Origin of the sequence: Aeribacillus sp. FSL K6-2833 (assembly GCF_037965815.1) — a bacterium.
Taxonomy (GTDB): domain Bacteria; phylum Bacillota; class Bacilli; order Bacillales; family Aeribacillaceae; genus Aeribacillus; species Aeribacillus composti.
Genome location: NZ_CP150189.1, coordinates 3469804 through 3489814 on the forward strand (window position 1 = coordinate 3469804; position 20011 = coordinate 3489814).

Consider the following 20011-nt stretch of genomic DNA (forward strand, 5'->3'; position numbering starts at 1 on the left):
TCCCCCAGACTCATTGTCACTGTCTCAATTCCTCAACCGCACCCAGCAAATACACTTCCGCTTTCTCACCTGCATTAAATCCTTTTCCCCCAGGCACTTTAACGAGACAATTGCTTTCCAGAAAGCTGGACAGAACATTAGAAGCTTGTTTCTTTGATATTTTCACTCTTAGTTCACCGGTTGGGGAAACGTACGTTAATCCTCGTAAAAACCGGGTGTGAAGCATTTGCTTCCCTTCAATTGCCTCGTCACATACAACCGTTACCCGTTTCGGCAGCGGATCCTTAGAACCGCTCATATAGCGTATAGCAGGCAGCACATAAAGATGTGCATTGACGTAAGACGAAGCTGGATTTCCTGCCAAAGCAAAAATCGGCTTATCCTGCCATACTCCGCACAAAACTGGCATTCCAGGGCGAGCTAATGTTTTCCAGAATATCACTTTCGCATTAATTTTTTCAAATACCTTTCCAAGGAAGTCATATTCGCCCATGGACACGCCTCCGCTTGTTACTAAAATGTCCACCTGCTGTAGAATCTCTAGCATCTTTTTTTCTAGCTCTTCTACTTTGTCCGGGGCAATCCCGAAATAAACCGGTTCACCTCCTGCTTGACTCACTTGACCGGCCAGCATTACGCCGTTACTGTCACGAAGCTTTCCAGGGACGATCGGCTCGTCTACGTTCAATAATTCACTTCCCGTTGAAAGAATACCAACCTTAGGCTTCGCATAAACCGGAACAGATGCAATCCCGAATGTAGCGAGCAGACCCAGTTCAATTGGTCCTAAAAGCGTCCCTTGTGTGAGGACGTCCTTCCCTTCTTCAACATCTTGTCCCTTTTTGGCAATAGCATCGCCAATTTTAACCGATTGATAAACCAAAACGCTTTCGCTATCTTCCGCTGCATTCTCAGTTTTCTCTACCATAACGACTGCGTTTGCACCTTCGGGGATAGGTGCTCCCGTCATAATGCGGCTGGCCGTACCTTGGGTAATTTTTTGTTGAGGTAAATATCCAGCGGGAATCTCTTCCAAAACCTTCAGCTTTACCGGGTTAGAAGCGCTGGCATTGATCACATCCTCCGCACGCAGAGCGTAACCGTCTACAGTGGAACGGTCAAACATAGGAACATCGTGATCTGCCCTTACCGTTTCCGCTAAATAGTACCCAAGAGCTTCAGACAGAGGTATGGTAATAACCGGAAGGGGACGTATCGCAGAAAGAATAAGACGTTGTGCTTCTTCAAATGGAATAGGGGAAGAATTCGGGATATATAACATGCAATCACCACCTGTATATTTTGAAATGATCCTGCGCCTTTCATTAGTTGAAAATTACGTTCTTTTGTCCCTTCAGTCGACCGACAATTTCGTTGTTATCATAGCGATTAGCTGAAATATATGTTCTTTTCTCCACCGCTCTGTTTTATCCTCCAATATAATACATCTCTATCTTCTTTTTGTTCGGAATCGTTGTATTGTTAAATCTTTCTTCAGAGTAACGATCAGCTCGACGGTTCCAAACATCCTGAATGAGATTCCTAATTTCTTCATCCTTTGCCCCGCTGCGGAGCTGCGCCCGCAAATCTGTCCCTTGCGAGGCAAATAGACAGGTGTAAAGATTGCCGTCTGCTGAGAGGCGAGCTCTTGTGCACGTGGAACAAAAAGAGTCCGTTACGGAAGAAATAATGCCTATTTCCTCATTTGTGCCGCGATAGCGATAACGAGAGGCTACTTCTCCAAAATAATTGGACGGGATCGGTTCTAACGGCATTTCAGCGTTCACACGTTCGAAAATTTCTTGCTTGGAAACCACTTGTGTAAGATTCCAGCCGTTGCTATTTCCTACATCCATAAATTCAATAAAGCGTAAAACATGTCCGGTTCCGCGGAAGTAACGCGCCATGGGCACAATGTCCTGATCATTGATCCCCTTTTGTACAACCATATTCACTTTCACCTTCATACCTGCCTTTGCGGCCGCTTCAATCCCTTCAAGAACTGTTTTGACATCACAGCGGCCGCCGTTCATTTGGCGAAAAACTTTATCATCTAAGCTGTCCAAACTAACGTTGACACGGTGAAGACCAGCGTCTTTTAACGCTTTCGCATGTTTGGCAAGAAGAGAACCGTTCGTAGTCAAAGCAATGTCAGAAATACCCTCTATAGAACCGAGCATTTCAATTAACTTCGGCAGCTCTTTGCGCAGCAACGGCTCTCCCCCTGATAGGCGAATTTTCTCGACGCCAAGTGAGGCAAAAATGCGAGCCAGTCGAGTTATTTCCTCAAAACTGAGCAACTGATCATTTTTGAGAAATTGAAAATAAGGACCAAAAATCTCCGCTGGCATACAATAGCGGCAGCGAAAATTACACCGATCAGTAACTGAAATGCGCAAATCACGGAGAGGACGCTGAAGGGTATCGGTTATTTTGTTCATATTGCCCATTTTTACACTCTCCTATCATGCTAACATTATTTTGGAGAAAAAGCTTCTCATGAAAATTTCAAGTTGTTCCGAATTTTTGAAACTTTTTGATACAGGCGTTGATGAATCAGTTCTCACTTGTTTTTTAGTTACCGCCTAAAAATATAAATGGCGGAGGATGGAGAAGACTCCATCTAAAACTCCGTCATTTGTTTCAATTTTTCAAGCAAGCTTATTTTCAAAAACGAGTGATACTCTGGTACTGCCTCCGGTACTGCTTATAAAACCTGCTGACCTTGGTTTATAAAAAGGAGATGGTCGGAAATCCTATTATATGTTTCTATCAAGTTGAAAATTATGTCTAGTCATTCTAAATCTTCAGACAATATTTTCGATGTGCACCAGCTCCTGCTCCTCAGATCAGAGTCAAAGATAGCTTGATTAAAAGCTTTGCTTAATGTCCTTCTCAGAAAAATTGTTTTAATGTTCGAATGCTCATCATGGCAACTTCCTAATGATTTCATTATTTTACTGTTGAAAAGATATTCCATTGACCTGATTGCAACTGATCACATAATTGAGCGAGAAATCTTCCACCGTAGGCGCCATCAATTGTACGATGATCAAATGAAGCATTTAATGTGATCATCGGCTTTATCAAAGTTTCATGACGATTCGTTAAAACAGGCTGTTCTATTATATTTCCAACTGCTAAGATGCCGGTTTCAGGAGGATTTACGATTGCCACAAACTCGTCAACTCCAACTGAGCCAAGATTGGAGATTGTGAAAGTTCCTCCACGCATTTCTTCAGGCTTCAATAAGCCTTTTCTCGCTTTTTCAACCAATTCTGTTCTTTTTTCTGCAATCTCGATTAAGGACAATTGATCTGCCTGATGGATGACGGGAACAACTAGACCGTCATCAATAGCAACCGCTAGACCAATATTAATATCTTCATGCTCCAAAATATAAGGATCTCCTTCAGAATCTATGAATGAGGCATTTACCCTCGGGAATTTCTTCAATGTTAAAGCCACCGCCTGTATGAGAAAATCATTAAATGATAAACGAACGCCTGCCGAATGTTCAATGCTTGAAACTACTGCCTGCCGCAATTGTACAATGGATGATACATCGACTCTTTTCTTGATTTGGAATTGAGGAACATTCATAAAGCTTGCGGTCATTCGCTGCGCAATCGTTTTTCTCATACTTGTAAGGTTAACCCTTTTTCCTTTAGCATGTATCGATGCTATGACTTTATTTTCTATTTTAACACTTTGATTCACTACATTTGCAGCAGCTTCCGCCACATCTTTCAGAATCACTCTTCCCCTTGGTCCCGAACCTTTAATTTTGGTTAGATCTACTCCGCGTTGCTTTGCAAGTCTTCTAGCTGCTGGAGAAACTCGGATTCTTTCAGTCTTTCCTAGTGAGATGTTCTCTTCTTTTACAGGATTATGATCGGAACTGCCTTTTTGATCGGTGGAATGCTTACCACTCGATACATATGCAAGAACAGTTCCTACTGGTACAGTTTCACCCTCATCCACAACAATTTCTTCTAACGTTCCCTCTACTTCCGATTCAACCTCAAGACTGGATTTTTCAGTTTCTACAATTAAAATTGGGTCATCTATTTTAATGGTATCACCAATTTTGACCTCCCATGAAACTATACGAGCCTCTTCCATTGATGAATCCAATTTAGGAAGTACAATTTCCTGCCGCACCTTTTTTCCTCCTTCGTCATAACACATAGATAGCATCTTTTTGTGTTTATAAATTGCAATTATTTATCAAAATGCTTTCAAATAATTGTTGTACTGTGCCATTACACTGTTTCCAATTGTAAATACAAAGATTTTTTTACTCCTTGAATGATATCTTTCGTTTGCGGGAGCATTTCTTTTTCTAAATTTAAGTTATATGGAACAGGAACATCTTCCGCCCCCACTCGTTGTACCGGTGCATCCAGATCATCAAAAGCCTCCTCTTGAATTCTGGCAGCAATTTCAGCTCCCCAGCCGTAAGAACGAGTCGCTTCATGCACAACAACTACTCGGTTCGTCTTTTTTACTGACTCCTTAACTGTTTCTATATCTAGAGGAACAAGTGTACGCAAATCAATTACTTCAGCATCGATTCCTTCTTTTTCTAGTTCTTTTGCAGCTTCAAGCGAAAACTGTACCATTCTTGACAGCGTAACAATCGTAACATCCTTTCCAGACCTTTTAATATCTGCCTTTCCTAAAGGAATCGTGTATTCCTCTTCCGGAACTTCTCCTTTTTGAGAGTAAAGCATTTTATGTTCAATAAATATGACCGGACTTCCTTCCCGGATGGATGATTTCAATAATCCTTTCGCATCATAAGGGGTAGAAGGTGCAACGACTTTGAGCCCCGGAATATGTGCAAATAATGTTTCAAGGCTTTGCGAATGCTGGGCGCCATTTCCTCTTCCCCCGCCGCCTTGTGTACGTATCACCATCGGAACGCTCGTTTGTCCTCCAGACATATAGGCCATTTTCGCTGCCTGATTAATAATTTGATCCATCGCTACTAGCGAAAAATCAATCCACATAATCTCAATGACCGGCTTTAACCCCGTCATCGCTGCCCCAACTCCTGCTCCGATAAATCCGGTTTCAGAGATAGGTGTATCGATGACTCGTTCTTTTCCGAATTCATCAAACAAACCTTTTGTCACCTTAAAAACGCCGCCATATGAACCAATATCTTCCCCTAAAAGGATTACTCTATCATCTAATGCCATTTCTTCTTTAAGAGCTTCATTGATTGCTTGGGCATAACTGATGATTCTATTAGTAGACATCATTAAAGATCTCCTCCATTTCAGGTTCTTCAGATTTCATCGCACGTTCATATGCAATGTCAATTTCTTGTATGACTTGCTGTTGTATTTCATCTAATTCTTTTTCGTTCAATACATTTTGTTTTAAGCATACGTCCCGAAAATATCTGATCGGTTCTTTTTGTCTCCATTCCTCCACTTCTTCTTTTGTTCGGTACGTCTCCGCATCACCAATCATATGTCCTAACAATCTATAAGTTTTGGCTTCTATAAAGGTAGGCCCTTCACCTGAACGCGCCCGTTCCACAGCTTGTTTTGCAACCTCGTATACAGCTCGCACATCATTTCCATTCACGATGATCGACGGAATGCGATAGGCCAGTCCTCTTTCTGCTAAATGCTCATTTAATACAGCATTTTTAATTGGCGTCATTTCTGAATATAGATTGTTTTCGCAAACGAAAACGACCGGTAGTTTATAGATCGCAGCCAAATTTAGAGCTTCATGAAATGCTCCCTGGTTTGTCGCCCCATCTCCGAAAAACGCAACAGAAACTTGATTCTTTTTCAACGTTTTGATGGATAAACCTGCTCCGACAGCAATTGGAATACCTGCACCGACGATGCCATTCGCTACTAATATTCCAAGCTCTTGAGATGTAATATGCATGGGGCCCCCTTTTCCTTTGCAATAGCCTGTCTTCTTTCCTAAAATTTCGGAAAATAATTGAAAAGGATCGGCCCCTTTTGCTAATGCTTGACCACGCCCCCGATACGTAATGGAAATATAATCGTCTTTTTTCAAATTCATACAAACTCCAGCTGCTACAGCTTCTTGGCCAATAGATGAGTGAAGTGATCCACCCATGAGTCCTTTTTTGTAAATTTGAATGCTTTTTTCTTCAAATACACGTATCGTGTTCATAATCCGCCATGCTTGTATGAACCGGTTTTTATCCCAATTGAACTTGTTTTCATTTAAGTGGTATGTTTGAAGCAGCTCTTGCATTTCCATAAACCTCCTTTATTCCATCACCATACAGATATGCTTTTGCTAGAATCTTGATTTTATTATGGTTAAAGTCAATTACGAACATAGATAGTCTTTAAGAATGAGTCACAATCTCATCTAAAGCAGAAGCGATTTTCCTAGTCGTTTGAAAAACTACGGGGCTGTCTAAAAAGTCAGGGTTAACTGACTTTTTGGAGCCCCTTCATTTTAGGAACTTATCAGGCAGCCCCTGATTATTTATTTAACCAGCCAATTCCGATTGTTTTAATTTTTCTGCAGCTGCTTTTACCGATTTAATAATTCCTTGATATCCTGTACAACGGCACAAATTACCGGACAACGCTTCACGAATTTCTTCATCGGATGGATCTGGATTTTCTTTTAAAAATTCGTAAACAGATATCACAAATCCTGGAGTACAGAACCCGCACTGCAAACCATGATTTTCCCAAAAAGCCTCCTGAATCGGATGAAGGTGATCAGGCGTTCCTATTCCTTCAATGGTGGTAATAGAGCGATTATCTGCTTGAACTGCTAACAGCAAACAGGAACGGACTGCCTGACCGTCCACCAATATCGTACAAGCGCCGCACACCCCCTGTTCACAACCAACATGTGTTCCCGTTAAACCTAATTCTCTTCGGAGAAAGTCACTTAGTAATGTCCGAACATTCACTTCACGCTCATATACCGTTCCATTGACAGTGACCGTGATTTTTTTGCGAGTAGTTTTATCTATCATGTAAATTCCTCCCCCTACTTTTCATTATTTATTTGTTGTTTCCTCACATTTTCTTTAAAACTTTTCAAACCCCGCACAAATGCTATATATTGAAGAAATATGGGTAAAGGGATGTTTTCTTATCTATGAGGAAGTGAAACATCCCGTTATAACCCCCTTGAATTTACATTTGTCTCATGGTCGCTTCTATTGGGACCATTCGGTGTAACCGCGAGTGAAGGCGAACATGTTCTCCGTACACTTACAAAAATTCGTCTGTATTCCGAATTAAAGCCGCAGCGATCGGTGGTGACAGCATTCGTAAAAAGAAGACCGCCGGCTCTCGGTATGATCAAGCCTTTTATAGCGGTCATTTTGTCTGATTCAACACCTACAAATGACCTTTCTTCAATGGTTCAAAGTCAATGATTGAATTTTCGAAAATGAAACGAGCAGCGATCATCTCGAGCTCTTTTCGGAAAAGATGAATGCAGGTAATGACTGTTACTAGTGTCATTTGCTTAATTTTTTCATCGAGTTATAATACAAGTGAGTCCTCTTTGGTTTTTTCGTTAGGGAAACGGCCTCAAACCCTTATCAAAACCAAGGGGACTTTTTATTTTTCTTCATTACTGAAATGTTCCTTTAATTTGTTGGTATGCCTTTTGTAAAGCCCGAATACTCAATACGGATGACGCTTCTTTTCGATACTCAGCACTGGAAATTTCAGAAACACGGCGTCCCATGATTCTCGAAAGCTGCAATGTATAGCCAGCTTTTGCATCTGCTTCAGGATCTGGATTGACTTCATTCTTTATATCGTTTGCTAATTGATCAAGAATTTCCTGAGTAAATGGTTTCCCAATCAATTGTGAAACAGATTGCACTTTGTAAGGGACACCTTGAGGGCTGACATTCCCTAAAGCTACCTGAGCATCTTTCACCGTGTCATCTTCATTTAACTGAAGAGTCGCCGCTGCTGAAACAATGGGAATATGTCCATGTCTTCTTGTTACTTCCAAAAATCCATATCCCGTCTCTTTTGTTAATTTTGGGAATATGATTTCGACAATGATTTCATTTTGTTTCACTGCTGTTTTAAAGTGGCTGACGAAAAACTCTTCTCCGGAAAGTACGCGTTTGCCATCAGGACCGGCAATGACAAACTGAGCATTTAACACACGAGCAACGACTCCGTATTCAGCGCCTGGCGGATTTTGTCTCAGGCTTCCTCCTATCGTACCTCGATTGCGGATCTGGAAATGCGCAATATGAGTAACGGCTTCCTGAAGCAAAGGACAATTTCGTTTTACAATTTCAGACTTTTCAACGGTGCGGTGTCTTGTTAATGCCCCGATTTTAATGGCATCACCCGTTTCTTCAATATAATCAAGATCTGTGATCCCATTTATATCAACCAAACATGAAGGACGAGCCTGCCTTAAATTCATTTCCTGCATCAGACTTTGTCCTCCAGCGATGATGACTGTATTGTCTCCGTACTTTTCGAGTGCGGTTATCGCTTCATTTACACTTTTAACAGCCACATATTCAAATGGAACTGGTTTCATTCATTCTTCCCCCTAACCTATCATTTTCCGGAAGATAACGCTTTCAAAGAATCATTACCTTCGTAAGATACAAATACAATTCGAAAATCTCCAATTTTCGCAATCATATGTTCCATTTCTCCCACTGTAAAGTGCGCGAGAATCTCACCTCCAGCTTCCAAAACAGCAGGATGAACGTCTTGTATGTTCTCCACACGAAGGTGAAAGCTTCTCAATGATTCTTTCTCTAAATCTGTCTCTTCTAAAAGTTCAATTCCTAGCGGAGAAAAAGCCACTTTTATCACGGAATCGTTTATTTGCACATTTTGCCGCTGAAAAGTTGTTCCGAAGAGCCTCGAAAAAAATTTGATCGATTGATCGATGTCTTTTACCTGCAATGCCACTCGTTCAATTCCTTTAATTTTCATGAACTGACGTCCCTTCTTTTAGTCCGTTCCTATATTTTTTTACTACTTCATAATCATGACTAGGAAGAACAATATCAGCCTCATTCTTAATTCGAATCATCGCTCGATAGGTAGCCTCTAAATCGTAAATTAATCCAGGTGGAATTTCTTGATTAATATTTAATTCAACATTTCTGGCAATGTCTCCAAGAATAACTGCGGTGCCGAATTCAGTTTGGACATATACTGCTTGGCTGCCTGGCGTATGAGTGTTTTGGAATAAGACACATTTCACCCCAGGAGCTATTTCTGTATCCCCTTCGATCAAATGAACTTGAGGCCACAATGGGTCAATTAATTCTGCAATGTCTTTTCTGTCATAAAATAACGCCCCTCCCCCGATTTTCAGCTGCGAAGATACCATTGGTGCCGCAGCAGCCTGCAATTCAGTGCGTTGGACGATGAATTTTGCATTCGGAAATTCGGCGCATCCTCCTGCATGATCATAATGGAGGTGAGTTAGAATTACCTTTTTTATCTCTTCAGCTGTAAAGCCATGGTTCTTCAATTGGGTGCGAAGGCTCCATTCAGGTTTTGTCCGATGAGGACCTAAGCCATGAACGGTCTGGCAGCGTTCAGCATCTCGAAAACCGGTGTCCACTAAAATTGGCTCTTCATTAAATGTCGGAACTAAAAGCCAAGCTAAAATCGGCACCGTTACCATCGATTTGTCGCCGCTCAGCGACCAAAATGTATCTAATACCTTTGATACATCTGCTTCTCCAAGCACCAAAGGGTATATTTCCCAATTATGATTTGACATTTTGCATTTCCCCTTGCTTAATCCATTCTAAAACTCGTTCAGGAGTAATTGGTAAATCTTTTACAATTACACCAAAAGGTGATAAAGCGTCTTCTACCGCATTCGCTACTGCTGCTGGAGACGGAATCGTTCCGCCTTCTCCCATTCCTTTTGTACCAAGCGGTGTAAAAGGTGATGGGGATTGCATGTGAATGGTTTCGATGTCTGATACATCCATTGCAGTTGGACATAAGTAATGCTGAAAATCAGGGTTTGTCATTAATCCGTTGCTGTCATATGCAAGGTCTTCTAACAGCACGCCACCAATTCCATGTGCGATGCCGCCGGCAATTTGTCCATCTGCAATCATAGGATTGATAATTGTGCCGCAATCATGGGAAACAACGAATTTGTCTACTTTCACAAGCCCGGTTTTAATGTCAACCTCTACTAGAGCAACAAAGACTCCTGTCGGATGTGTCGTATAAAGATTGACTCGCCCGTGTTCATCAGGCTCCCACTTCACTACTTTACTCGTCCATGTATAGGTTGCTTCTAAATTGCAATCTATTCCTTCCGGCACTGTCGCATAAGGTCCCGGCCATAGATAAACTTTATTGCCGATTTCTTTTAAACTGATGGCTGCTTCCGGATTTGTCGTCCCTTTAACCCTTACTGTTCCATTTGCCATTTCAAGATTTTCCGGATCTTCCTTAAGCAGATAACCGGCAATTTTTAAAAGCTTCTCCTTTAACATCTTGGCAGCTTCATATACGGCAGAAACAGTATACGTTGCACCTCTGGAAGAAAATGGACCTAATCCGTACGGCGTAATATCCGTATCTCCATAAACAAATCGAATATCGTCTATATCTACATCCATAACTTGTGAAACAACTTGTGGAATCGTTGTTTCAACCCCTTGACCTATGTTCTGATGGCTGGTTAATACTTGGAAATGTCCCTCAGGCGTCATTCGTACAGTTGCTGCCTGATAACCATTAAATATGCCATTAAAGACAGCAGCGCCAGACGGCTCAAGCATAGCGGCGATTCCAAGTCCAATGTACTTGCCTTGTTTACGAAGCTCTAATTGTTTCTTTTTAAAGTTTTGATAATCGATTTTATCCATTACGAGATCCATAAGTTTATCAAAATCTCCGCTATCATAAAGCGGCCCAGAAATTTGTTGATAAGGAAATTCGTCTTTCTTTATAAAGTTGCGACGTCTTAATTCTTCTGGTGATATACCAAGTTTTCGAGCTGCTATATCCATCATCCGCTCAATAGGATAATTGGCAATATCCTTTCCATATCCGCGGTGCGCACCATAAGGCGCTTTATTTGAAACGACCCCAATGATTTCTACGTCATAAACAGGCACTTTATATGGACCTGGAAAATAAGCACCTGCTACCGATAAAGCAGGGGTTCCCGGTGCATGGCAAGTTCCATCAACCCCAATATTTCCAATCAGCTTCGCTTGAAGTCCTGTGATGCGAAAATCTTTGTCGAACCCAATTTTCACCGTGCAAGTATAGTCTCTAGAATGAACTCCAGTTAGAATATTCTCTACTCTGTCTTCCGTCCATTTAACCGGCTTGCCAAGCATGCGCGCCATGATACAAGCAATGATTTCTGCATTTGCCTGCAACTTTGTGCCATAACCGCCGCCAACATCCGGGGCAATAACTCGTATATTATGCTCAGGCATTTGCAATGTCTGGGCAATCAGCGTGCGTACTTGAGAAGGTGCCTGTGTCGAGCATGTAACTGTCATCTTTTTAGATCCAGGATTATATTCGGCAATACATACACGAGACTCCATCGGAGTTCCGGTGTAGCGGTTGTGTGTAATGGTTTCTTCAAAGACATATTCCGAATTGGCAAATGCATCGTCTATATCGCCGATAGTGGTTCTCGATTCTAATTGTTTATTATCTCCCCATTCTTCATAAAGAAGCGCCTTTGGCTCCAGTGCATCTTCAATCGTCACAACAGCTGGTAAAACCTCATATTCTACTTCAATAAGATCGACTGCATCTTCAGCAATATATCGGTCTTCGGCAGCAATAACGGCCACTGGCTCACCGACATAGCGAACCTTTTTATAGGCAATCGCATACACTTCTGGTACTTTGTTAAATATATTGATCGTCGGTGCAAGTGGTCCTGAATATTGAAGTGCCTCTTCTCCCGTTAGAACAGCTACTACTCCAGGCAGTTTTTTCGCTTTGCTTGCATCAATATTTACAATACGTGCATGAGCATGAGGACTCCGTACAATGGCCAAATGTAACATGCCTGGTTTTTCAATATCATCGGTAAATTGTCCATTACCAGTCAAAAGTCTTATGTCTTCTTTACGCTTCAAACTTACACCTAAACCTTTTTTTACAGTAACCATTTTTTCGCCTCCTCTGTTTTTTTATTTCTTAATTAATATAAAGTTTTTACTAAGTATTTTTTTATATTGTTGAAGATAATGAAATTTTGTGGATATTGTGCGTTTATGCCTTATAAGGTTAATTTTATTATTTGAATATTTAGGTTATTTTTAGTTAGTGCTTACTTTATTATTTGGCGATATCAAAAAGTGCTAATTCAAACGAGAAAATAAAGATTTAAAAAATTGGATAGATTAAGCGCTTGCAAATGATTACTATATGCATCAAGAAGACGTCTTCTATATTCAAAATAAAGAATGAGAAAGGGGATGTTGGATGAGCGAGGTGTTTATCACTTTATTTTTTCTAGTATTTGCTATTGTTATGTTTGTATGGGAAATAATCCCTTTATCTATCACGGCAATGATCGTTGCAGTTGGTCTTACGGTTTCCGGGGTTCTTGAGCCTGCTGATGCTTTTGCTGGGTTCGTTAATGAAAATGTTCTTCTTTTCATGGCGATGTTTATCGTTGGTGCTGCTTTTTTTGAAACGGGTATGGCACAAAAAGTCGGAGAGGTTGTTACTAAATTTGCTAAAACAGAAAAACAGTTAATCATAGCTGTGATGATAGTTACTGGATTAATGTCTGGATTTCTTTCTAATACTGGAACAGCAGCAGTTTTAATACCGTGTGTCATAGGTATTGCAGCGAAATCCGGTTTTTCGCGTTCCAGATTATTGTTACCTCTTGTGTTGGCTGCTGCAATGGGAGGGAACTTAAGTTTAATTGGTGCGCCTGGAAATATGATTGCTCAGTCAGCGCTTCAAGATATTGGATTAGAATTCGGCTTTTTTGAGTATGCCAAAGCAGGTTTACCAATTCTAATTGTAGGTATTTTGTACTTCAGTTTATTTGGTCATAAGCTTTTACCAAAGGGTGAAGATACTCTTTTAGATTCAGATTCCATTTACAATAAACAAATCGATTATTCAAGCATACCGAAATGGAAACAGCATATGTCCTTCATTGTGCTCGTATTAACTATTTTGGCGATGGTATTTGAAAAACAAATTGGAATAAAGCTTTATGTGTCAGCGTGGATAGGAGCATTAATATTAGTAGCGATGCGGATTATTTCTAAAAGTAATGCGATGAAGTCAATAGATATGGATACGATCATGTTATTTGTCGGTTCTCTCGCACTAGCTAAAGCTATAGATGTAACTGGAACAGGGGCGGTCATAGCCGATTCAATTATTGGTGCTGTAGGAAACACTCCATCTCCTTACGTTCTGTTGTTCGTTATTTTAATACTTTCGGCGATGATGACAAACTTTATGTCGAATACGTCGACAACTGCATTGCTCGTTCCTATAAGTCTTTCCATTGCTAGTGCTATGGGTGCAGATCCAAGGGCCGTTTTAATGGCGACAGTAATTGGTGGTTCCATGGCTTATGCGACACCTATTGGAATGCCGGCAAACACAATGGTCTATGGTATAGGAGGGTATAAGTTTAAAGATTATGTAAAAGCTGGCGCACCGTTAATTATTATTTCAATTATTGTATCGATGATTTTGTTACCGATTTTCTTTCCTTTCTATAGGTAAAATGGTGGTTAAGCGCTTTATTTTAGCTTATAAACAAAAGTACCATTGTTCAAACTCATACTTAAAAGTTGAATCGACTTAAAAATTATCTTATTAGAAAGTGAGGTTGAGATTTTGATGGATAAAAAACAGCAAAAAGAAAAAATGATTGAACTGATGTCGAATTTTATTTCACTCGTTAGCTATAAGCTTCCAGATGATGTGGAAAGTAAATTGAGAGAACTGAGTGAAGAGGAAAGCAACCAGCTTGCTAAAACCATATACAAAACGATGTTTGAAAATCAAAAGATAGCTTATAAGTTAAAGAGACCTTCCTGTCAAGATACGGGTGTACTACAGTTTTTTGTGAAATGCGGCGAAGACTTTCCTTTAATTGGACAGTTAGAAAGTATTTTAAGAGAGAGTACCTATAAAGCAACAAAAGAAACTCCATTACGTCATAATTCGGTTGAAACATTTGATGAATTTAATACTGGAAAGAATATCGGCAGCGGTACACCGAGCATTTTTTGGGAGGTAGTAGAAGGTAGTGACAAAGCAGAAATTTATACTTATATGGCAGGCGGGGGGTGTACACTTCCGGGAGTGGCAACGGTTCTAATGCCGAGTGAGGGATATGAAGGGGTTGTCAAGTTTGTGCTTGATCGTATGACAAGCTACGGAATTAATGCATGTCCTCCTCTTCTCGTCGGAGTAGGTATCGGTACATCAGTTGAAACAGCAGCTTTAAATTCAAAGCTGGCACTTATGAGGCCTGTCGGTAGTCGAAATGAAAATGAAAACGCTGCTAAATTAGAGAAACTTCTCGAAGATGGAATAAATGCGATCGGTCTTGGTCCTCAAGGATTAAAAGGTTCGAAGTCTGTCATGGGAGTTAACGTCGTGAACTCAGCAAGACATCCTTCTACTATCGGAGTAGCTGTTAATACAGGCTGTTGGTCGCATAGAAGAGGCAAAATCACTTTTGATAGAAATTTGAACTATGAAATTCACACACACAAGGGGGTAAAGTTGTGAATAAGAAAATATTAACTACTCCAATAACAGATGAAGATCTAAAGAATATAAGAATAGGAGATATTATTTACTTAAACGGAACGTTAGTTACTTGCAGAGATGTCGCTCATAGAAGAGTGGTTGAAGGAGGAATTCCGTTACCGATTGACCTTAAAGGAAAAGCGATTTTCCATGCGGGTCCCATCGTGAGAGAAACTGAAGATAAAAAGTATGAGATTGTTTCTATCGGCCCTACTACAAGTATGAGAATGGAAAAATTCGAAAAACAATTTATTGAAAAAACTGGCGTTAAACTGATTATCGGAAAAGGTGGAATGGGGAAAAGGACAGAAGAAGGGTGTAAAACTTATAAAGCTCTTCATCTCGTCTTTCCCGCTGGTAATGCAGTTTATGCTGCAACAAAAGTTGAACGGATTAAGGACGTTTATTGGACAGACTTAGGAATGCCGGAGTCACTTTGGGTATGTGAAGTGAAGGAATTTGGTCCTTTAATTGTTTCCATTGATGCAGAAGGTAACAATCTATTCGAACAAAATAAAGCGGAGTTTAATAGAAAAAAAGAAGAGCAATATGAGTACATTAGCAAGCAGGTAGGATTTATTAAGTAGTCGAGGGAGTTTTGTGAATCATGCGAATAATGACCAAGACCCAAACGATAATTCGGTATCAACGATATGAAGGCAATATTTTCTATGGCGTTTTAGAAGGAGATGAAATTTTACAACTGTCTAGTGATTTTAAGGACATTGTCCACAATGAATTAAAATACGATGGTGAAAAAGTAAAATATAGTGATGTGCAGATTTTAGAACCGATAGTACCATCAAAGATTATTAATTTCGGCTGGACATATGCTGAACATGCTGTTGAAACGGGAGGGAAGGTTGGTCTCCAAGAACCATTTTTGTTTTTAAAGCCGCCGTCTTGCTTGATTCCGGATCAAGGGGATATTATCATTCCGCCAAGTGATTTAACTAACCAGGTGGAGATGGAAGGAGAAGTAGCGCTTATTGTTGGAAAACAAGGAAAAAATATAAAAGAAGAACATGCATTAGATTATATTTTCGGCTGTACGATATTTAATGATGTGACCGCGAGGGATCTTACAAAAACGGATCCGCAATTTACTAGAGGTAAAGGATTTGATACTTTTGGTCCTATTGGTCCGTATATTGTAACGGGTATTGATCCAACTAATTTACGAATCGTTACGACTTTAAATGGGAAAGTTGTGCAAGAAGGTAATACGAATCAGATGTTATTTTCGATCCCTTATCTCATAAGTTGGGTTTCGAGAATTATGACGTTAGAGCCCGGCGATGTTTTAGCTACAGGATCTCCTTCCGGCAGTTGTGCGATGAAGCGAGGAGATACTGTAGTCGTCGAAGTAGAAGGTATGGGTAAGCTTTGTAATTATGTGAAGTAAAAGCAATTAGTCTTTACCCGTGGTGCTAGTTGAGCGTTAACACTTAACTAGCACCACGGGTATTTTGATTGTTTGTGCGGATTATTTCCAATCCCGGATACGGTTTGAGAAAATGTGGAAGAAGGGAGATTAGGACTCACTATCCTATAGAAGGACGTGAAAAAGTTCACTCTGAGAGAGGGGATGATAGGGCTTGTGTCGAAAAAAGTAAAAGAATGTTGTCGGGCTGTTTACAAATATAAAAAAAGTCGGGGGGATTTAATGAGTATCGTATACTATGAATGGAAGAATGATAAAAAAGATATAGATGTAAAGCAGTACGTGTATTATATCAAGCATTATCATTACAACTGGCATGAATCATTAGAGTTCATCATCGTTCTTCAAGGCGAGGTTGAAATGAGCGTAAACGGGAATATATATATTTTGCAAGAAGACGATATTATGCTCGTTAACTCTAATGTTGGGCATGCTACTCTTGCGAAAAAGATAAATTCAATAGCTATGGTTATTCATCTTAATCCGATATATTTTCGCTCTTATTACAAAGACTATCATTTACTTCAGTTTTCATGTAGATCTAACTTTAAAACTAGAAATAATGAGAGTTTTAGCCGATTAAGAAATATAGCGCTCGAAATGGTTAAATATATAAAAGGTGAACATCCTGAAGAAAAAATTTACTTCGAGAGCCTTCTTAATCAGCTAATAGCCAATTTGATCAGAGATTTTCCTCCGAAAATGATGTCCTCAAAAGAGTTAGTTAGAAATAAAAAGAGAAAAGAAGATGTAGACAATATTGTTGCGTATATTGAAAAAAACTATAAAAATAAAATTAGTCTTGAAGAACTTTCATCATTTTCAGGATATCATGAAAGTTATATTTCTCAAATTGTAAAGCAACAGCTCGGTATTAATTATTACGAATATCTCACAAGAATTAGACTTCGTGAAGCTACGTATGACTTAACGGATTTAAAAAGAAAAATTTCTGATATCGCTTTGTCACACGGTTTTTCTGATGTCAAGGCTTTTAATATTGCATTTAAGAAAAACTTTGGAAAAACGCCTTCAGAGTACAGGAAGCAGCTCCTCAAAGAAAAGATGCACGAGACTGAGTTGCGGGAAAAAAGATATTTAGAGGAGCATGAGTTTAATACGTTGCTTATGGGCAGGGAAGAAATGAAAAATAAAGTTGTTGCCGACCAAATCAGTAACAAGAAAATACCTAAAGGTTTGAGCGAAGAGGACTTTCTTGATATGAAGGAAATTATAGATAGTTTAGATGATTCTGTTGTTAAACTTATAAATCTATATGATAAATGGCGTAGAGAAGCAAATGATTAGTACTTGATCCTTCCTAATACCAAGCGTTGAAGACAAAAAGGCGAAAATCGCACCTACAAACAGGATGCGAGAAAAAGAAAACGTTTACAAAAAATCAAAATCACAGAAAATTAAAACAAAAAAGGAACCTTAAATTGGAAATAATAAATTTAACGATTTAAAAAAAAAAACCAAGACCCAACCGCTGTTTAAATAAACAGATCGAATGCTGGATGCTTCCTGAGATTATCGAGCAACTTTATATGGGTGGCGGGCATGATAGTCTAAATGGAGAGCCAGCTTACCTTATTGCTGGTTCCTAGCTGGCAAGTTATGCCCACAGAGGATCCATGTCAAGTTGCTGGACGGCATGCTTCGCTTTTGGCTAAGCCCAAAAGGGATAGATTTACACATCTGCTGTAATTGTTTTGAACACCTTGTGGAAAAGAGAACCATACCATTTTTGTAAGTCAGCGATGGTAGCGACTATAGCTTCACTGTTCTTTCCGTTTATCTTAACGATCATTTCTCGGCACATCTTTCGCCCGGTTACGGTCATCAGGGTTTTATCATTGCACTTTTCTGATGACCGTGTCCATCTCCCAATGGCCGAATTCCTTGCGTTCTTCCCATTCCTGCGGGCGTTCTTCGATACTCCGTCCGAGGGTGCGCGTGTTTTTGCGACACAGTTTTTTCACCCTTGGTGCTATATAAAATCAGACAAGCAAAAAAAAGCCCTTGCATGAGGATCTCCTTAACTCAAGTTTGACAGAGTACACTAAAGAAAAGCCCGAAAATACTGGTGTTTTGGACTTTACCCACAACACGTACCACTACACTTGTTAGTGGCACGTGTTTTTTTCTAATACTCTAGGAGGCGCTTGTGTGACAAGTGCTTCAAATGCTAGATTTGCTTGACCTTGTAATTCTGTACGAACGATTTGCTCTTCACCATTCACGCGTATTTTCGAGGCCTTCATCTGGCTTACATCATGCAAAATATCCTTTACACTTGTTTGGCATCCTATTTCTTTTAGCTTATAGGCCAAAAAGGATTCCATGACAAGCGCAAGGAAACAAACCATGATATGGCCTCGAATACGAGATTCCACTCGATGGTACATCGGGCGAAGTTCTAGATTCGACTTCAGGTTACGAAAGGCTTGTTCCACTCTCCACAACTCTTTATAGGCAAGTGCTGCCTCTTCATCCGTTAATGACGAGTTGGTCCGAATGGCGTACTTTCCGTCAAACTTTTCGTCATTGGATACCTTCTCTTCATCAATTTTGGCCGATGCTTTTTCTATCGTTAAAAACTTGGAATACGCACGGTTTTTGACGAGTCCAGATGGACCGAGTTCATCAAGCTTCGATTGAAGGTTTTCTAACACGACTTGACGACTCGCTCGATCACGTTCTTCAGCGTCCGGATTGTAACAGAGTACATACGTTTCGCCATCGATTTTCTTTGACTTCACTTTTAGATTCGGGAGAACCTTCTTATATGGCCCACGGATGGATAATAGCTCTTGGGCTTTCTTCGACTTTCGTAATTTGACACCCACAATATATTCCATGCCCAGTTCACGAATTTGATCTAAGTTGGCTTCACTAACCATTCCGCGGTCTCCCACTAGAATGACTTTCTGAATAGGATAGCGCTTCTTCAGGTCTCCAACCACCATGCCAAATGTCTTCGTATCATGCATGTTTCCAGGGAAGACTTGATGCCCAATCGGAATCCCTGTTTTGGTCATTAATAAGCCAATCACGACTTGTTTTCGATCTCCACGATGATCTTTGGAGTAACCATAGTGAGCCAGCAGTTCGTCTGCTTCCTCTCCTTCGAAATAGGTGCTTGTCGTGTCGTAAAACACGATATCTACTTCTAATGAGGTTAAATCGGTTAAATGTCCATAAAGTTGTTCCTCAATTTTTTCTTTTTGTTCACTTAAGAAGTCTAATGCACGATAGTAGTGATGGAGTTGAATGTCTGAAAGACCTTCTGCATAAATCGTGTCGATCCATTGTTTGAAGATATAATGCTTACTATTGGGATCCATGAGACGGTTTAACACCATGGCAAAAATGGCTTCGTCATACTGAGAAGCAGCCTCGGAATCATCCATGATTTTACGTAATAGCCGACCAAGCCCTAACTTTTCCCATACCTTTCGGAACAGATAAACCGGCCCAAACTCTTTTGTCCAAAGCACGGAGACAGAAGAGGAAGAGCCTTGCCCGTGAATTCGGTCAAAGTAACGCTCTGAAAATTTGGCTAATCCCTCGATTATGTTATCGACAGAGCCATTCTCTAATAAATGTTCTAACCTCCCTAGATTACAAAGCGTTTGTTGCCGAACTTTATTGTCTACACGAAATGTACGACATATTTGTAGATATTGACGAACAGAACCATTTTTATTTTTTTGCTTATTAATTCGAATATACATAGCACTAATAGTATAACATATATTACATATTATTGAATATACAAAAGTTATCC

16 protein-coding genes are annotated in these 20011 nt (G+C 40.0%); 5 read left to right on the forward strand and 11 right to left on the reverse strand.

From position 1 onward, the window contains the following. Positions 1–16: 16 nt before the first annotated feature. The 10 genes from glp to NSQ94_RS16760 form a co-directional block, all read right to left on the reverse strand. On the reverse strand, positions 17–1282 hold the full coding sequence (gene glp / locus NSQ94_RS16715) for a gephyrin-like molybdotransferase Glp (protein WP_339194157.1): 1266 nt from the start codon (positions 1280–1282) through the stop codon (positions 17–19). Between the two features lie 145 nt (positions 1283–1427). After that, the gene (gene moaA / locus NSQ94_RS16720; protein WP_153028072.1) at positions 1428–2441 is read right to left on the reverse strand and encodes a GTP 3',8-cyclase MoaA; all 1014 of its coding nucleotides are present in this window, start codon (positions 2439–2441) and stop codon (positions 1428–1430) included. A gap of 511 nt (positions 2442–2952) precedes the next feature. Then, the gene (locus NSQ94_RS16725; protein WP_063386353.1) at positions 2953–4164 is read right to left on the reverse strand and encodes a dihydrolipoamide acetyltransferase family protein; all 1212 of its coding nucleotides are present in this window, start codon (positions 4162–4164) and stop codon (positions 2953–2955) included. 101 nt (positions 4165–4265) lie between these two features. Continuing rightward, a complete protein-coding gene (locus NSQ94_RS16730; protein ID WP_339194156.1) occupies positions 4266–5270 on the reverse strand; it encodes an alpha-ketoacid dehydrogenase subunit beta in 1005 nt (334 codons plus the stop codon). Then, positions 5257–6255, reverse strand: a complete 999-nt coding sequence (locus NSQ94_RS16735) for a thiamine pyrophosphate-dependent dehydrogenase E1 component subunit alpha (RefSeq protein ID WP_327848476.1) — start codon at positions 6253–6255, stop codon at positions 5257–5259. Before NSQ94_RS16735 ends, NSQ94_RS16730 begins: the two co-directional genes overlap by 14 nt. Positions 6256–6499: 244 nt before the next feature. Then, positions 6500–7000, reverse strand: coding sequence for a (2Fe-2S)-binding protein (locus NSQ94_RS16740; protein ID WP_063386354.1), 501 nt, complete (start codon positions 6998–7000; stop codon positions 6500–6502). Positions 7001–7608: 608 nt separating this feature from the next. Then, positions 7609–8550 (reverse strand): xanthine dehydrogenase family protein subunit M, encoded by a 942-nt coding sequence (locus NSQ94_RS16745; protein ID WP_327873641.1) that lies wholly within the window; start codon positions 8548–8550, stop codon positions 7609–7611. Positions 8551–8570: 20 nt separating this feature from the next. Beyond that, entirely contained in the window at positions 8571–8957 is a 387-nt protein-coding gene (locus NSQ94_RS16750; protein ID WP_327873640.1) for a VOC family protein, read from the reverse strand. Further along, complete coding sequence (locus NSQ94_RS16755; protein ID WP_144597178.1) at positions 8947–9759, reverse strand: N-acyl homoserine lactonase family protein; 813 nt, start codon at positions 9757–9759, stop codon at positions 8947–8949. The genes NSQ94_RS16750 and NSQ94_RS16755 overlap by 11 nt, the downstream gene beginning before the upstream one ends. After that, positions 9746–12145 (reverse strand): xanthine dehydrogenase family protein molybdopterin-binding subunit, encoded by a 2400-nt coding sequence (locus NSQ94_RS16760; protein ID WP_117017035.1) that lies wholly within the window; start codon positions 12143–12145, stop codon positions 9746–9748. Before NSQ94_RS16760 ends, NSQ94_RS16755 begins: the two co-directional genes overlap by 14 nt. A gap of 316 nt (positions 12146–12461) precedes the next feature. Here NSQ94_RS16760 and NSQ94_RS16765 point away from each other — a divergent pair, with 316 nt between their 5' ends. From NSQ94_RS16765 to NSQ94_RS16785, 5 genes are all read left to right on the forward strand, one after another. Further along, positions 12462–13736 carry an SLC13 family permease gene (locus NSQ94_RS16765; protein ID WP_339194154.1) on the forward strand — a complete coding sequence of 425 codons (1275 nt, stop codon included), beginning with the start codon at positions 12462–12464 and terminating at the stop codon, positions 13734–13736. Between the two features lie 117 nt (positions 13737–13853). Continuing rightward, positions 13854–14753 carry a L(+)-tartrate dehydratase subunit alpha gene (gene ttdA, locus NSQ94_RS16770; RefSeq protein WP_044748618.1) on the forward strand — a complete coding sequence of 300 codons (900 nt, stop codon included), beginning with the start codon at positions 13854–13856 and terminating at the stop codon, positions 14751–14753. Further along, positions 14750–15361, forward strand: a complete 612-nt coding sequence (gene ttdB / locus NSQ94_RS16775) for a L(+)-tartrate dehydratase subunit beta (RefSeq protein WP_044748619.1) — start codon at positions 14750–14752, stop codon at positions 15359–15361. The genes ttdA and ttdB overlap by 4 nt, the downstream gene beginning before the upstream one ends. Positions 15362–15381: 20 nt before the next feature. Then, positions 15382–16179 carry a fumarylacetoacetate hydrolase family protein gene (locus tag NSQ94_RS16780; RefSeq protein WP_044748620.1) on the forward strand — a complete coding sequence of 266 codons (798 nt, stop codon included), beginning with the start codon at positions 15382–15384 and terminating at the stop codon, positions 16177–16179. Positions 16180–16374: 195 nt separating this feature from the next. Further along, on the forward strand, positions 16375–17526 hold the full coding sequence (locus NSQ94_RS16785; protein ID WP_158640163.1) for an AraC family transcriptional regulator: 1152 nt from the start codon (positions 16375–16377) through the stop codon (positions 17524–17526). Positions 17527–18347: 821 nt separating this feature from the next. On the opposite strand, the gene NSQ94_RS16790 is transcribed toward NSQ94_RS16785, so the two are convergent. Next, on the reverse strand, positions 18348–19958 hold the full coding sequence (locus NSQ94_RS16790; RefSeq protein WP_339192846.1) for an IS1634 family transposase: 1611 nt from the start codon (positions 19956–19958) through the stop codon (positions 18348–18350). Positions 19959–20011 lie beyond the last annotated feature (53 nt).